Source organism: Achromobacter colocynthidis (genome assembly GCF_057334535.1).
This window is the reverse complement of sequence record NZ_JBHFIZ010000035.1, coordinates 168,460-184,405: the sequence shown is the minus strand read 5'-3', so window position 1 is coordinate 184,405 and position 15,946 is coordinate 168,460. Positions and strand designations below refer to the sequence as shown.

Sequence of the window (15,946 nt, the reverse complement as noted above, 5' to 3'; positions counted from 1 at the left end):
ATGTCTTTCGCCACCTTCTCACGCAAACTCTCTTTCCTGCCCTATCTGGAAGAGTTTCTCGGCCATCGCGTTAATCATCTGCATCTTGGCCAACTTCTCCGACTCCGCCAAACATCGGCTGTGTATGGCTGGGGATACCGGCCGTCGACGACGCTTCCCCGGGGCCTGTCGAAACGCCTGGGCATACCCTTCATCAACCTTGAGGATGGCTTCCTTCGTTCTTACGCGCCAGGAAGAGCTTTTCCCACAGTCTCGTTGGTCGTCGACCATCAAGGTATCTACTACGCCGGTGATCGGCCGTCCGACCTGGAATCGTTGCTTTCATCGGACGTCGCCGTCCTGAAGGGCGCGGGAAGCGATTACGCGCTGGCTCGGGAGAGAATACTGGCCGAGGGCCTGAGTAAGTACAACCACGCCCCTGACATTACCGCCCTGCCCGAACGCGGGCAGGGTCCACGGGTGCTTATCGTGGACCAGACGGTTGGCGACGCAAGCGTGACCCACGGGTTGGCCAACGCCTCGACCTTCGTTGCAATGGTCGCAGCGGCTCGTCGGGACAACCCCCATTCCACGCTTTACATCAAGACCCACCCTGAGGTCAGCAGCGGCACCAAGCGCGGGTATCTTTCTGATTTTCCTGTCGATGACAGCATAGTCATGCTGCGCGACAAGGTTTCCCCGTCTAGCCTGCTGCAACATGTCGACAAGGTGTACACCGTCACTTCCCATCTGGGTTTTGAGGCACTACTTCGCGGACTGCCGGTCCATTGCTTCGGTTTGCCGTGGTACTCCGGCTGGGGCAACACCCATGACGCCATCGCCTGCGCCAGGCGAACAAGGCAGCGCAGCATCGACGAGCTGTTCGCGGCGGCGTATCTGCACTATTCCCGCTACCTCGACCCAGAAACTGGCAAGGCCGGGACAATCTTTAACGCGATAGACTGGCTTTGTCGCCAGCGCGATGCACGCTATAACCCACCGGGCCGCACTATTGCGATCGGCTACCGCCGCTGGAAGGCTGACAATGTGCGCCCCTTCCTCCGATCCGCAGGCGGGCAGCCACATTTCGTGCGGGACGCCGCCGCCGCAATCGAACTCAAGCCTACGCCGCAAGACCGCTTGGTCGTGTGGGGAACCGACGTGCCCGCCTCCGTTGAGTCGCTGGCAAGCAGCACCGGCGCGAAACTGATGCGAATGGAAGACGGCTTTATTCGTTCCGTGGGATTGGGATCTGATTTCATCCCCCCTTGCGCCTTGGTGCTCGATCACCAGGGCCTGTATTTCGACCCGCGGCAACCTAGCGATCTGGAACATCTGCTCAACACCTGGACCTTCACAGAAGAAGACCTTACACGAGCGGCAAAAGTCCGAGACTTGATCGTGTCGAACGGACTGACAAAATACAATGTCGAGCCGAACATCGCTCCGCATTGGAAGAGCCCTGGTCGGCACACGATTCTGGTGCCTGGCCAAGTGCAAGACGATGCATCCGTGCGCTACGGCTGCCTGGATGTCCGCAGCAACATGCAATTGCTTCGCGCTACCCGCGCGCACGCCCCTTCTGCCTTCATCGTGTACAAGCCTCATCCCGATGTCATGGCCAATAATCGCATTGGCCATCTGCATCGCAAGGAAGCGCTGGAATTCGCTGACGCGATAGAGAGCCATGCGTCGATTGTCAGTTGCATCGACGCGGCGGATGAAGTTCACACCATGACTTCGCTTAGCGGGTTTGATGCACTGCTACGCGGTAAGTCCGTGACCACCTATGGAAGGCCGTTCTATGCAGGATGGGGTTTGACCACTGACCAAAACCCGCCTTTGCGACGAAATCGCCGCCTCTCCCTGGACGAGCTGACGGCTGGAGCGCTACTCCACTACCCCGTCTATTTCGACGCATCGCTCAACGGATTTACGACTTGCGAGGCCACTCTGCGCGAACTTATCCTTACCCGCAGCCTACTTCTGTCCAAAGGCATGTTGTCGCCAATTCGGCAAACACAGTGGCAACGCCAATGGAAGAAGGTTTCGCTTTGGGCCAAGGCTGGCTTCGTGGTACCGCGATGACATCAACGCAGCGTTTCCTCTTCCTGCAAGGCGTCTGCTCCCCGTTCTTTCGACGACTGGGGCATGCTCTTAGGGGGGCGGGCCACTATGTCCGTAAAGTGAACTACACCGTAGGCGACCGTATCTATTGGCGAGCCGGAAATACAGTTTCCTATCGCGGTCCAATGAGTCAGCTATCGGATTTTTATCGCCAGGAATTCGACAATCACAGCATCAGTGACATCGTTTTGTTCGGCGACTGCCGGCCGGTTCATCGGCCAGCCATCGAATTAGCGCAGCAGCGCGGTATTCGCGTGCACGTGTACGAAGAGGGGTACTTTCGCCCTTACTGGGTCACACTCGAACGGGACGGAGTCAATGCGAACTCGCGCTTGCCGCGTGACCCCGACTGGTACCGGACCGAGGCCCGTCACCTTCCCCACTTCGAGAACGGCCGATCATTCAAGACGCCTTTTTGGAAGCGCGCCGTGTATGACGTCGGCTACAACTTTTGGGCGGGTCTGAACCCCCTTCTACATCGCGGGGTGAAGAGCCACGTACCTTATTCGCCATTAACGGAATACCTCGGGTATCTCCGTCGCGGCATGAAAGTCAAAGTCCTGGAAAGGCGATCCCGCCGCATTGAATCGAAATTGATCGCGGAAGCCGCCCAGCATCCGTACTTTCTTCTTCCCCTGCAATTGGATTCGGACGCACAGATCGTGCATCACTCTCCATTCAAGAGCATGACTGATGCGATGTACCAAGTTCTGGATTCGTTCGCCAAGGCAACACCTAGCCGGTATCGGTTGGCCGTGAAGATCCATCCTCTGGATCCAGGAATCGTCGACTACGAAACACTACTGAAACAGCGCACCCGCGAATTAGGCATTGCGGATCGAGTCTTCTTCCTGGAAAGCGGAAATCTGCCTGCGCTACTGACTCACACAACCGGCGTTGTCACCGTCAACAGCACCGTTGGCAGCTCCGCGCTAATCCACGGCAGACCCACCATCGCGTTGGGCTGGGCCATATATGCTTTAGCGGGCTTGACATTTCAGGGTGAACTGGACGAGTTCTGGACCGACCACACTTTGCCGGACACAAAGCTGTTTCATAATTTCCGGGATTCCGTGATCTTTCACACCCAGTTGAACGGGGGATTCTATTCCGCCCAATCCATCGAAATGGCGGTAGAAAACAGTCTGAAGCGCCTTATCGTCGATGCCGAGCCTGCTACGATTAACGATCTGCCTCCTGGCGAGATCACGATTTCGATGCAGGCCTCTGCGGCCGGCTCAAGAACTACCTAATGAAAATTGCTTACATTGCTGATGAATTAACCGCCTCGTGTCTCCAAGAGCGCTGGCATGCGATTGCCGTGACACCATTGAACTATCGGTGGGTCCTACGCTTTCAAAAACCAGATTTCTTATTTGTAGAATCGGCTTGGCAAGGCAACGACAAACGCTGGAAGTACAGGATAGCTGACTATCCTGATTATCCTAAGCGGAACAACGCACTTCTGCGTACGGTCGTGGAGTATGCCCAAGACCGAGGAATACCCACGGTTTTCTGGAATAAAGAAGACGGCGCTCATTATGACCGATTCATCGCAAGCGCCAAACTATTCCAATACATATTCACGGTCGACCAAAATTGCGTACCCCGCTATATCGAAGCGACGAGTGGATTGGCCACGGTGAACACGCTTCCTTTTTCGGTCGAAAGCAACTTCCATCATTTCACTGGATTCAATTTCAAGAACCGGAGTGCAAACTTCGTCGGAAGCTATAGCAAGCACATCCACGAACGCCGCCGGGGCTGGCAAGAAATGATGTTCCAGGCATGTGCAGACACGGGCATGCCACTTCATGTCTACGACCGCAATTCGGCGAGAAAATCCGAAAATTACCGCTACCCAGCGTTGCCAGGCCTGACTGTCAAGCCTGCAGTCCCCTACCGCCACACAGGACAAATATACCGGGACCACGTCGTCTCGCTGAACGTCAATACCGTCGAAGACTCCCCTACCATGTACTCCCGTAGGCTGGTCGAAATAATCGCCTGCGGAGGCATAGCCGTAACCAATCCTACGCCATCGGTTGAAAGATACTTCTCCGACTATTGTCACGTCGTAGAGAACGAGTACGAATGTCGCGACGTGATTAAGCGCCTGCTTACATACGGCCCGTCTAAACAAGATCTCGCACGTGCCGAAGCAGGCGCGGAGTACATCAGCAAAGAACATTCGTGGACAAAACGGATGGACTACATTCGAAGCACGCTCAAACTATAACTGCCGCTACTTATCTCTTGATAGAGGAATCCGTCGAAGGGCGCCAAATGCGCTGATACGGTCGGCAAGTCTAACGGGAAGAATTTTTAATCTAATGGAATACACCAAAGCAAAATCGAAGGGCTTTTACTTTCAGGCAGACCACACCCCGAGCCCCCAAAACGACGGAATATCGGAGGACTTCTGGAACAAGATCACGTTTCCCGACCGGATAAAGCGGAGTGGTGACTCCTGGGTAAAAGCCGGATCAGCGGACAAAGCCAAGATTTTGATGGACAAAAGTGAATATCCTTTCAACCACTTTGGAACGCAGGCCGTAGCAACACCAGTGAACTGGGCGCTGGGCAGCGAAGGCAAGGACAATTTGTCTTGGCAGTTACATTCCCTGCCTTTCCTGCGCGATCTGGCAAATGCAAGCTCTGTGGAAAATGAAAGCTATTTTGAATTCGCACTTTCAATAGTGTCCGACTGGGAACGCGAAAACACACGCTTCCCGCTACCTTCACAGTTTTCTTGGAACGACCATTCCACTGCAATCCGCCTAGTCAACATTTCCTATTTCTTCGTTTTTACCTTCGAAAGATTTAGGACCCGGGTGGACGCACTACGCGCGTTAGCGCATGCAGCTGAGCGACATATACGAGTGCTGATGTGCGATGACTTCTATGTGAAAGGCACTAACCATGGTCTCGATCAAGCGTTCGCACTGTACCAAGCATCTTTGATTTTTTCGACGTTCGACTTCTCTGCCGCCGCGAAAGCGATAGCCCTTGAACGGCTCGAATACGAGCTTATCAAATCTTTCAGCTCCGAACACATACACATTGAGAATAGTCCGGAATATCACGGAGTAATTCTAAGTAGCACAATACAAGTTAACTCCTTTATTGAATCCTGTGAGGATAAAGGAGTTCTGGGAGACACCACTAAATTTATAAATGGCGCTCTCGACTATTTCGCGCACATCATAAGGCCTGATGGCAATCTCCCCACAATCGGAGATAGCTTGCTTGCGCCGCCTCGAAGCGAATTCACCTGGCTGAGCGCCTACGCCTCCTACCCTTATTTCAAGCACTCATACAGTCGGGGTGCCGATGGCACACCGCTAAAAGAAGCATTCAAAATCTTTCCTGAATCCGGATATGCAATATTCCATGGAAATCGATCTGCCACACACCACGAACAGCAACTTCACTTGGTATTCAAGTGCGGATTTTTGTCGCACTACCACCGCCAAGACGATGACAACAGCGTCGCACTATATGCCTACGGTGAGGATTGGCTAGTTGACGGGGGATTATATATCCACGATTTATCCAACCCGATTCGTGAGTACATGCGCTCGCAATACTCCCATAACGTGGTTACCCCTGTGGACGCGAAGACCGAAAGGCGTATTTGCCCGATTCCGCGGCCACGCATTATAGAGCATTCCGTAAATAAGGACTCCGCGTCCGTCATCGGGTTCACGAACATGTACCCGGGGTACGAGTGGATACGCGAGCTACATTATCATTCAGGCGAAACTTTTACTATCTCCGATGATATCTCGCATTCCGCTACAAGTCCCTCTAGCAGCCCGCAACGCTATGAGCAGTTCTGGCATATCCCAAAGGACAAAACGATAGAAATATTGAGTAGCTGCGTTCGAATTCATTCCAAAGACGGAAATAGTGTTTTGGTCCTGGATATCGAAACAGCCACCCCTTTTTCCATAAAGGAGCGCACCACCAAGGAAGGAAAGCTCCAATGCGTGCGATCCCTTTCTTACGAAAACCTAGAACCCTGCAAAGTGATTCATGTCCAATTCAGTGCAGAAGACAACCTAAAAGTCTTGAGCAGGTTTCGATTTTTATCCAGTGATAAGGCATCTGCCGAGGTTCAACCCGGCATTAATATCTAAAAATATAATAACGCGCCATTCAGAAACTTCCCTCTATAGCGCGTATTTATCAAGGCAGGTTACTAAGCCTTGGGCCGTCGGCTCGCCACCCGAAAACCGACAAGAGAATATACAAAAATCGCCGACTCGGGGCCATCTTTTTCCAGTCACGACCACACCAGCCAACTAATCCAACGCAGCCGATTCTAGAGGACATTCGGAAAAATGTCTGCAGCTCTCATAATAAGCTGGCTTGCGTCATCGTACTGTAGTGCGGTGTGCCCGGAACCATATTTTCCAGAAAAATAAGAAATACACTCTATGTCAAACTTCGTGGGATCACCCTTGGAAATTGCATCAAGAAGCGGCAATACATGGGCTTGAAAGTGATGATCCCCGATATTGCAGACTATTTTATATTTGCTCGTGGCGTTATTCTGTTCAATTAATGAAAAAATATCGAGGAGTTTCGCCCCTTTTTCGGTCATCTGAACATTATCCAATACAAACTTGGCTCCTGCATGCTTCGCCAGATTAATTTGGGGACATTCGGCAATTGCGATCGTACCAGGAATCAATGACGCAAGGACGAGACTGGCATAGCCACCAAGGGAGGAACCATAAAACACTACTTTCCTGTATCCGCCCTTCTCAATTGCGATCCGCATGGATTCCGCGACATCCCATAATTTGGAGTTACCATCGGAATCGATAAACCAACTGCCGCCAAACTTCTCTGCGTAGGCGCTCTCTTGGTAAGGGTCGGAAAGATATAAGACGTCGAAATGTGGGCTAAATTTTTCTTCCCATTGCGCCCTCGGATAGTACGGCCAGGAGTGATGAGTCCTGGCCGAAGGCAGGAAAACAAGCAGGCTATCCTGCCCATCTCTATGCCGCAATTTGTAAGGAAAATCAAAATAAAAATAATCAGATTTCATAAAAAATACTTTCCCGCACTAGGATAGGTAACTCTAAATCAGCCCTTGTAAGAGAGCAATATGACTTCTCGTCTTTGTGCATCTGCCACAGAGTAATCTCCGGAGCGTCTATCGCCGAAGGATTTCCATCAGAATATCTGCGCAGGGTTTTACGATGCTCTCCCAATTCTTCAACTTCGCGCTGCTTAATCTATCTTCCATATGCGCGTCGGCATTGTCGATCGCGGCACGAATAGCCCTCACCCAATTGTGTTTCCCCTCCGCCCTATATAGACCCGGGATATCATCCTTAATGGCATCCATAGGTGTCATTACCACCGGTCGTCCCGTCGCGAGGTACTCCCACAGCTTGAGTGGATTGACGGCATGCATTGCCTCATTCACCACAAATGGAATAACAAGCACATCATATCGATTGCATGCAGCAGCACCTGCGGACCGGCTTACTCTGCCTGAAAAATGCGTATTAGGTAGCGCATGCAGACGGTCGACGAACTCCTCCATTTTTTCCAATCTATGGCGCTCTACCTGCCCATGGAAGAAAAAATCCACCTCGGGTAGTTCTTCTACGACTTCGCACATTGTCTCCCAATCGAAGAAATCGGAGAGATTTCCAAGATAACCGACTGAGTGGCGAAGCCCTTCAGTATTGGGTTGACTGTCGACCCGATAGGACTCGAAAATTTCAAACGCAACGCCATTACTGCAGATACTAGACGAACGGCAATGGCGTTGCTTCCGAGATGCCAACGGTTGGGAAGTGAAAAAGACATGTTCCGCCTCATGGAGAACCAGCGGCTCCAGGTCCTGCATCTTCCCTATCGACGTTCCGTCACTGAAGTTCATCGTATATTCGTCATAGACCTCATAGACGAATCGCTCCCCTGCCGCGATGTGAGTCCGCTGGTCAGGCTTGTAGATCCAATGAAGAATCTCTTTGTCTTGCCCAAAAATGCCATGCACAGCAGCCTTGACCGCATCACCAAAACTCGCTGCATTCGCCAACGCAGAATGCAGCACAACATCCTTGGGCGCATTGTGCCCAAATATCAAATGCATTTTGTATATGTTTCCATACACTTGGGCAGGACGTAATTGCGTATAGCTATCGAGCGTTTCCTTATCGCAAATGCCGCGATCGATAATGGTCTTGTAATGCGTGCCAGGCTCGATTACAAGAATATCCAAATAACTCTCCACATTTTTCGCCAGCCCCTCCAGCATCTCCCGCCGGTGAAAAATGCTCCAGCTATCTATTGAATAAACAACCAAAACACCTTTCTTACGCGATTCCGAAACCTGTATGGCATCGCTTGACTTCTGCCCGCAGATGCTCAAAACATCAAGCCATTTTTCGGTAACGACCGCAGCATCGTAGTTCTCTTGCACAAATTGGCTGGCCTGACTATTGAGCCTCGGGCGTGCATTCGACCGATTCAGGCGTGCGATCTGGCTTGCAGCGTTCTGAGCGCTATCCACCAACTCTGCAAACGGATAGACGGAATCCGCGCCCGGCCACTTCCATACGATAGGAGTCACATTCGAACTGATGCCTTCGGCAACCGCCATGTGAAAACTCTCAGCGTCCGAAGGTGACAAGATATAGCCGATTTTCTGAAGCCACCTGTGAACGTCATTGCCAGCTGGGTCAAATATCACCTTATAGCGTAGCGAACCAGAATTAATCCGCTCGAATATATTCTCATAGTATTCGCGTTCTTTGGTTCGTGCCCATAGCCATTTATAGCTTTGAGGCGATGGACCTTTCACATGCAGGGTATATCTATCGTCTTCGGCCAGCAATAATTCCAGCGTATCAAGAGCCAAGTCGAAGCGTTTGCTTGCAGGGGAAACGCCGATCATTCCAAGATTAAATTCCGACCCACCAAACTTTTGCAGCTGGAATTTCTTGACGTCAACAAAATTCCCGATTACGCAGGTCTTTTCGCTCGGTATGGAGAATTTTTTTACACATTCTAAGCGAACATGCTCGCCGACAAAAACCATGACGTCGACGTTCTTATAGTCAATCTGCGCCGGAAAATCCGTCCTGCGCTCTTGGGCATGGAGCCTAACAACCAACCGTTGATTCGGCCGCTTGTATTGAGCTGCGAACACGGCATTACCCAATGCCCACTCGGCGATGATGATATCCGCCCATTCGATTCCCAAACGGGTCTTCGCCGGATCGTGTTGGTGATGGCCCGCCCACTCGTCGATACGGAATTCATAGCGGCCACTCTTCTCCAATTGGGCTTGGAGAGGGTGCCAGAATTTCAAATCATGACCGGTTACAAGGACTTTCTTCGCGCTGCTGTTGTTCATACGTCAATGAGCTTAGAAATCTGCGCCGCGTTTCCGATCACCGCGGCGGCGGAATGATCCATGAAGTTTGCGGTGTCCGAAGCGAACACCTTATCAACGGCGACGAGCCTGAGGCTAGCCTGGATAAAGTCCTCTAAAGTCTGCAATGACCCGTTTACGCGGTCTGCAACAGAACGTTCGATCAAGAGACTTCCTTTCGCTAACGACTTGGAATAACTATAGCAATCTGTTGAGTTTATTGGTTTACCGACTACGTTCCCGCTGGAATATTCGAAAGCGTTTAGCATGTCTTGAAAGTAATGTGCTCCATAGTGCGCTTTTCCATCAAGTACAGCGAGGTGCGAGGCGTTCCACTCCAGCATGCTGTCGGCTATATTTTTCCTCAAATTACCGGAATTACGAACCACCTTTACCGCGCCATCTTGGGCTAGCAATCCGGGAGAGTTCGTAACCACAACCAACCGAGTTTGAGTTCTGAGCAGCTTCTGTGCTTGCAGTACTGACCTCAAAGCGACCAGCTCGGCTGAGGTGTCTGCTTCCGCTATGCACAAAACACGTCTTTCAGGAAGCAGTTCATGACGTAAGCCGACCGTGTCGAGCACCTGCTGAAAGCGATGCGCGAATGTATGCTCGGCAAAAATCGCGCGGATTCCACGCAGGCTGCGCCGCCGCCATTCCGCATCGTCATTCAAGAGATGTCCAATCGCCTCCTTGGCCTCGTGCTCGTTCTGTACAAGCCACACAAGCTCGTTGCCGAACATCCGGTCAATACCGACGGATGGGGTACTAACGATCGGCGTCCCGCACGCCAACAATTCGAATACGCGCCGGGAAAACATGGTGTTGGAATCGATTACCGAGTTAACGTTTAGGAATACTCGATAACTCCTATACGCCAGGTTCATTTCTGCATAAGGAAGCTTCCCGCGCACGAATGGCGAGTATCTTTCCGGGAAGCAAAAGTCCTTAGCCACAGCACCGGCATTTCTATCGAAAATATCGAAATCGAAGTTAGTCGCTGCATTCAACAGCATCAGTTGGTCGTCACGACGCTCTTTAAACCGGTTTGCATAGTAGCTACCGGCAAAGCAGACTTTCGAATTTCTATCACTCGAACCGATAGGATTGTGCAAGCTAGCTTCCGCAGCGAATGGCAGCGCATTTATCTTGGCATTGGTTCGCTTCTTGTAGAGCGGAATCGCCTCTTCCGCCGTTGTGAAAATATAGTCAAATCCGCTAGCTGAGTCGATGAAATTGTCAAAATGAACGGGGTCTTCCTTGTTCCAAAAAACGGAGGGAATGCCCCTCTTCTTAGATTCAGCAAGCAGCGCGGCCAATTCCGTACCAGGCGGGTGCGCATATTTAGACACCCTATATTGCCATGTCGACTTATTTCCCCGCCAAGCCGACTCGACAAAGATCAATTCCGGCTTGTCCCGTTCCAGCAACGGAATAGCATTGTCCGGCCTGGGTTCGATCAAAGTCGCCTGCGGCGCAAAGCACTCCCGGCTGAACTCGTCAAATATCGACATAACTCGCACCCGGCCATCATCAAGTGGCAGCGGCCAGCCCAGCATCGAAATGTCATGAGTATCGACCTTGCCAAGAGCAGCCTGTGCAGTCGACGGGCCATCCGTTGTTGCTCGGAGCTGAGTGCCGCATAAGACTTTCGCGCCCTCGGGTATATGGAATCCGACAAAGCCCATTACTGCTTCCACGGCGTTGCTAGGTGGCGAAAGACTGAACAGCCTGGTCTCGACACCTTTGCTATCCATAAGATAGCAATAATCGTCATACTTTTCGGATTTGCTCATACCAGGAAATGGCCCTGGAATCTTCCTACCTTCAGCATCCAGATATTCTACGAAGGCCAAGGCCTTTGGATGCTTGGCATTGTCTACATTGGAATAACTGATTTTTCCATGGAATCCTACACGCTTATTCGGCGGTAGTTTTACACGGAAGTATAAAGGCCTGGAATTATTTAGTTCGATATTATCAGTATCAACGTCAAGCAATCTTATGCTTGAAATTCGAGCATCGCACCCGGGCCTATCGGCACCGTCCGAAGGTGCAGCCGAAAACAATTCGGGCAACCGTTTCAGACATAATTTAACGTTCACCTTGAAGTAATCAGGGTTCAGGTCAGCCGAGAGTTTTCTAAACAGATCCAAGGCAGTTGAAAAATTGCCTCGCATATATTCATCATATGCTTGACGAGTTATTGACATATTATCGAAATCCACCCATTTTCATTATTACATATCGACCATCATGATACTTATGATGGCACATCACCTCATGCCAGCAACCCCACGGCATCAATGATGTTAGGGCAAAGCTTGATATCGTCAACCGAAACTAGAAAAGCCGAATGCTTTACAAGAACGCAGACAACATCTGCTTGCTCCAACGCCGAACCCAAGGAGGAGAGCTTCGTTGTTCTGGAACTTAGTTTCGCAGGCAGTTCTTCGATATTTGGTTCTACAGAAAGCACTTTGCATCCGAGCTGACCGAGTTGTAAGCAGATCTCGACAGCCGGGCTTTCCCTCAAATCGTCAATATCAGGTTTGAAAGCCAAGCCGAGGCATGCAACCGTTACATCGCCGATCGTACGATTCGGATTTTTCGCCAGCACATCGGCTACGGCTGCCTTGGTCTTGAGCAACACCCATTCTGGCTTGTGATCATTCACTTGACGCGCCATATGGATAAGGCGTGCTTCGTCGGGCGCCGAGTCGACGATGAACCAAGGGTCTACCGCAATGCAATGCCCGCCTACCCCCGCACCGGGTTGAAGAATATTCACGCGGGGATGCCGATTAGCCAATGCAATCAATTCCCAGACGTTTATGTTCAACTTTCCGCAGATCATTGAAAGTTCGTTTGCGAATGCAATATTGACGTCGCGGAAGCTGTTCTCTGTCAGCTTGCACATTTCCGCGGTGCGCGCGTCCGTGATGATGCATTCGCCTTGTACAAATGTCTTATAGAGAGCGCAAGCCATTTCGCTGGCCTTGCGCGTCATACCACCGATCACACGATCGTTAACGACCAGTTCGTGTACTACCTTTCCAGGGAGCACACGTTCAGGACAATGAGCGATCTGAATATCTGCGCCTTCGCCCTCTTGCTGGGGGAACGTCAGGTCGGGGCGCTGGGCCGCCAGCCAAGTCGCCATCTGCTCGGTAGCCCCGACGGGCGAAGTCGACTCCAGGATCACGAGGTTGCCCTTTTTCAAGACCGGGGCGATCGACTTAGCGGCTGCCTCGATATAACTGAGATCTGGCTTGAAACCGTCGACGAACGGAGTTGGAACCGCTATGAGAAATGCGTCCGCAGGCTCCGGCTCCAGCGTGGCGCGCAAGTACCCCTCGTGCACAGTGGCTTGCACCAAAATATCCAACTCTGGTTCGACAATGTGGATATTGCCGCTGTTTATAGTGTTTACCGCGTGCTCGGACACATCGACGCCGATGACTCTCTTCTTGCGTGAGGCAAACAGCGTAGCCGTGGGCAAGCCGATATAGCCGAGCCCGATCATGGAAATCGTATTGAACATGTTGGGATATTTTCTAATTTATATAAAAACGCCGGATATCGTTACTATGCGTTGGCGGCACGTGCAGTTACCGCCTCCAGAATCCGCACAGATGCTTTGCCATCACCGTATGGATTGAGCGCGCGAGCCATGGCTTGGTAAGCACTTTCATCGTCTAGCAAGGTCAGTACGCCGGTAATGATCTTGTCGATATCTGTGCTGACCAACTTCACCGTGCCCGCCTCAACCGCTTCAGGTCGTTCTGTTGTGTCTCTCATCACCAACACTGGCTTGCCCAACGAAGGAGCCTCTTCCTGCACGCCACCTGAATCAGTGACGATCAGGTAGGCGCGAGACATCAAATACACAAAAGGCAAATAATCCTGAGGCTCGATAAGGAACACATTCTTGACGTCACCCAAAATACGGTGGACAGGTTCCTGCACTGACGGATTCAGGTGGACAGGATAAACAATCTGTATATCTTCGCGCGCGCTAAGCGTTCGAAGCGCAGAGCAAATGCGTTCAAACCCCTCACCGAAATTTTCACGACGATGACCAGTGACGAGTACAAGACGCTTGCCCGGATCCAGGAACTGGAAGCGTTCCGACAAGCCCCCCGCCAGGTCTTTGTCATCTCTTAGCTTTTCTACCACCAGTTGCAGAGCATCGATAACCGTGTTGCCAGTGACGTGAATCACATTGTCGTCGACTCCTTCGCGCAGTAGGCTCTGCCGCGCACGTTCGGTAGGTGCAAAGTGCAGTGACGCCATGCGGCCGACAAGGCTACGGTTCATTTCCTCTGGCCACGGGGCATAAATATCACCGGTACGCAGTCCGGCCTCAACGTGGCCGACGGGCACCTTCTCGTAGAAGGCAGCCAAGCTCGCCGCCATGGTGGTCGTGGTATCTCCATGGACCAGCAACAGGTCGTACTTCTTCCGTTTCAGAACGTCTCGCATGCCGAGCAAAATGTTGCTTGTGATATCCGTCAGATCCTGACCTGCCTTCATCACGTTCAGATCATGGTCGGGACGAATGCCGAACAATTCCAGTACTTGATCGAGCATCTGCCGGTGTTGCGCAGTTACGCACACTTCGGCCTGAACACCCGGTGCCGCGGCTAATACTCTTACAAGTGGGGCCATTTTTATGGCCTCGGGCCGAGTACCAAAAACGGTGAGAATATTCATGCTTTCTTCCTTAATAACAGGCACGTTAATTGGTGCTTCTTATCCTGCGATACTTTGACCGGCGGTATTATCTGTTGGCCCACGGTCCAACAGTCTCCAGTCCAGTAGTCCCAATAGTCTTGCTCCAGAATTTCTAGTCCAAATCTCGATAGCCAACGATTAATATCCGCACGACAATAGGCTTGGGTCACATATTTCGCGGTCTGCCCGTAAGCAGACCCTGGCAATTTATAGACATTGTCCACGTATCGGTTTTCGTTGTAAGGAAATGTCATGACAAGAAGCCCGTTCCGCGTCATAAGGCCGCTCATTGACTCGACAGCTTTATCACACTCTTCTATGTGCTCGAGCACACTGATACAAGTGACAAGATCAAATTGATCTGAAGTTTTGGCTTGAGTAATATCGTCATTCACAACGTGATAGTGCCGATTAACAATATCCTCAGCCCAATAGTCCTTAATATTGTCTATAGCGGTAACCAGTGGCCCGCTATTTCTCATCAAATGAGGCAATGCTGTTGTACCCGTACCGACATCCAAAATTCTCTTCGGATAATATTTGGCAATAACAGCGAACAGAAACGCGAACTCCACCGCCCTTTCGTTGAAGCGCGAAAAAACCTGGCTCTTGTACTCTTGTTCGCACACCTCTCGCACCCACGACGCCCCGATATTCGCAATCGGAAGCGTACTCCTTATCACCTTGAACTTGGTATGGTGGAGATTTAATTCCCCCGTGCCCATTAACCTTATCCCTACCGCAAAACTATCCGCACCAGCATTTGAAGTAAACCTAAGGAAGAACGAGCCAAAATTTGGAATCATATGGCGGGAGGCGATCCGCTTGCCATTTTTGTATTCAAAAATCCATATTATTGGGTTATGCCCACCAGAGTTGGATATAAACCCATCGATCACATACTCCCGATTCCCCTCCAATGGAAACTGAGCCTCCCTTGGATGATCTAAGCTCCCTGCCGCCGAGGTGGTGAAATAAATAGGAATAGCAGCTTCCGTCTTATACCTCAGCACAGCCCCAGCGCGTTCAAACTCCCCTCTAGAGTCAGAATTGAAGCAACCTGAGAACTTCTCAGAATCAATTTCGACATCGCATGAAAATACTGCCGGAAAAGTCTTAACCACTCCCGCCGCTTCAACCGGAGTGACGCTCACCGCTTCAGAGTTAGACCGTTCGCAAAACCTGGCTTTTAGTCTGCTCGCTTCTACCTGCAGTCGCACCGGCAACAGAAGTCCCGTATCTCCCAGCCCGGCGACATCCAAAGCGGCTTCAAGATATACAGCCGCCTTCTTAGAATCTCCAAGAAGCATGGCCGCTCGCGCCAAGGTGCTTTGCAAGCTCGCAACCGCGATGCGTGCGACTTGCTGCATTGTGCACCCCCAAACGCGGGCTTCAAGAAAAAAAGACTTTGCAGATTCGAAATTTGCGAGTTGCTGATGCGCGGCTCCGACGAGAAGGGCCAAAATGGCGCGCGTCCGCAGAGGTCTCAAGTCTTCCAAGCTCACTTGAACTAGTTTTTCCCACTCGCCAAACTGCCACTGTGTCAGACACCTAGAAAATATTGCGTCGCCCGCCAGTAACTCCTCCTGCGGTTGAGCGGTGTCATTGGACGTTAAGGACGCACGTTCGATCACCGCAGGGCCTTTCGCTCCGGCGTGAAATGGTGAACGATTCTGACGATTCTTTCGCATAGCGCGGCGA

Annotated in this window: 10 protein-coding genes; 4 read left to right on the top strand and 6 right to left on the bottom strand. The window is 51.4% G+C overall.

All coding sequences use genetic code 11. The features are described from left to right. The 4 genes from ACE04A_RS16620 to ACE04A_RS16605 all read left to right on the top strand — a co-directional run bounded on the left by ACE04A_RS16620 (position 1) and on the right by ACE04A_RS16605 (position 6,248). Positions 1–2,067: a capsule polysaccharide biogenesis protein gene (locus ACE04A_RS16620; protein WP_485820314.1), complete on the top strand. Its 2,067-nt coding sequence runs from the start codon at positions 1–3 to the stop codon at positions 2,065–2,067. Next, on the top strand, positions 2,016–3,359 hold the full coding sequence (locus tag ACE04A_RS16615; RefSeq protein WP_448718776.1) for a capsule polysaccharide biogenesis protein: 1,344 nt from the start codon (positions 2,016–2,018) through the stop codon (positions 3,357–3,359). The genes ACE04A_RS16620 and ACE04A_RS16615 overlap by 52 nt, the downstream gene beginning before the upstream one ends. Then, positions 3,359–4,345, top strand: coding sequence for a CgeB family protein (locus tag ACE04A_RS16610; protein WP_448718775.1), 987 nt, complete (start codon positions 3,359–3,361; stop codon positions 4,343–4,345). Before ACE04A_RS16615 ends, ACE04A_RS16610 begins: the two co-directional genes overlap by 1 nt. Before the next feature lie 94 nt (positions 4,346–4,439). Then, positions 4,440–6,248: a heparinase II/III family protein gene (locus ACE04A_RS16605; RefSeq protein WP_448718774.1), complete on the top strand. Its 1,809-nt coding sequence runs from the start codon at positions 4,440–4,442 to the stop codon at positions 6,246–6,248. 185 nt (positions 6,249–6,433) lie between these two features. On the opposite strand, the gene ACE04A_RS16600 is transcribed toward ACE04A_RS16605, so the two are convergent. The 6 genes from ACE04A_RS16600 to ACE04A_RS16575 form a co-directional block, all read right to left on the bottom strand. Then, positions 6,434–7,165: a hypothetical protein gene (locus ACE04A_RS16600; RefSeq protein ID WP_448718773.1), complete on the bottom strand. Its 732-nt coding sequence runs from the start codon at positions 7,163–7,165 to the stop codon at positions 6,434–6,436. Between the two features lie 108 nt (positions 7,166–7,273). Then, complete coding sequence (locus tag ACE04A_RS16595) at positions 7,274–9,490, bottom strand: glycosyltransferase (RefSeq protein ID WP_448718772.1); 2,217 nt, start codon at positions 9,488–9,490, stop codon at positions 7,274–7,276. After that, entirely contained in the window at positions 9,487–11,736 is a 2,250-nt protein-coding gene (locus ACE04A_RS16590; protein WP_448718771.1) for a CgeB family protein, read from the bottom strand. The genes ACE04A_RS16595 and ACE04A_RS16590 overlap by 4 nt, the downstream gene beginning before the upstream one ends. A 53-nt stretch (positions 11,737–11,789) precedes the next feature. Further along, entirely contained in the window at positions 11,790–13,052 is a 1,263-nt protein-coding gene (gene wecC / locus ACE04A_RS16585) for a UDP-N-acetyl-D-mannosamine dehydrogenase (RefSeq protein ID WP_259247679.1), read from the bottom strand. A gap of 44 nt (positions 13,053–13,096) precedes the next feature. Then, the gene (gene wecB, locus ACE04A_RS16580; RefSeq protein WP_259247689.1) at positions 13,097–14,224 is read right to left on the bottom strand and encodes a non-hydrolyzing UDP-N-acetylglucosamine 2-epimerase; all 1,128 of its coding nucleotides are present in this window, start codon (positions 14,222–14,224) and stop codon (positions 13,097–13,099) included. Next, on the bottom strand, positions 14,221–15,936 hold the full coding sequence (locus tag ACE04A_RS16575) for a class I SAM-dependent methyltransferase (protein ID WP_448718770.1): 1,716 nt from the start codon (positions 15,934–15,936) through the stop codon (positions 14,221–14,223). The genes wecB and ACE04A_RS16575 overlap by 4 nt, the downstream gene beginning before the upstream one ends. Positions 15,937–15,946: the final 10 nt, after the last annotated feature.

What these genes read in the sequence shown, in the direction of transcription:
- ACE04A_RS16620 (WP_485820314.1), top strand. Translation starts at nt 1, where the DNA reads ATGTCTTTCGCCACCTTCTCACGCAAACTCTCTTTCCTGCCCTATCTG.
- ACE04A_RS16615 (WP_448718776.1), top strand. Translation starts at nt 2,016, where the DNA reads ATGGAAGAAGGTTTCGCTTTGGGCCAAGGCTGGCTTCGTGGTACCGCG.
- ACE04A_RS16610 (WP_448718775.1), top strand. Translation starts at nt 3,359, where the DNA reads ATGAAAATTGCTTACATTGCTGATGAATTAACCGCCTCGTGTCTCCAA.
- ACE04A_RS16605 (WP_448718774.1), top strand. Translation starts at nt 4,440, where the DNA reads ATGGAATACACCAAAGCAAAATCGAAGGGCTTTTACTTTCAGGCAGAC.
- ACE04A_RS16600 (WP_448718773.1), bottom strand. Translation starts at nt 7,165, where the DNA reads ATGAAATCTGATTATTTTTATTTTGATTTTCCTTACAAATTGCGGCAT.
- ACE04A_RS16595 (WP_448718772.1), bottom strand. Translation starts at nt 9,490, where the DNA reads ATGAACAACAGCAGCGCGAAGAAAGTCCTTGTAACCGGTCATGATTTG.
- wecC (WP_259247679.1), bottom strand. Translation starts at nt 13,052, where the DNA reads ATGTTCAATACGATTTCCATGATCGGGCTCGGCTATATCGGCTTGCCC.
- wecB (WP_259247689.1), bottom strand. Translation starts at nt 14,224, where the DNA reads ATGAATATTCTCACCGTTTTTGGTACTCGGCCCGAGGCCATAAAAATG.
- ACE04A_RS16575 (WP_448718770.1), bottom strand. Translation starts at nt 15,936, where the DNA reads ATGCGAAAGAATCGTCAGAATCGTTCACCATTTCACGCCGGAGCGAAA.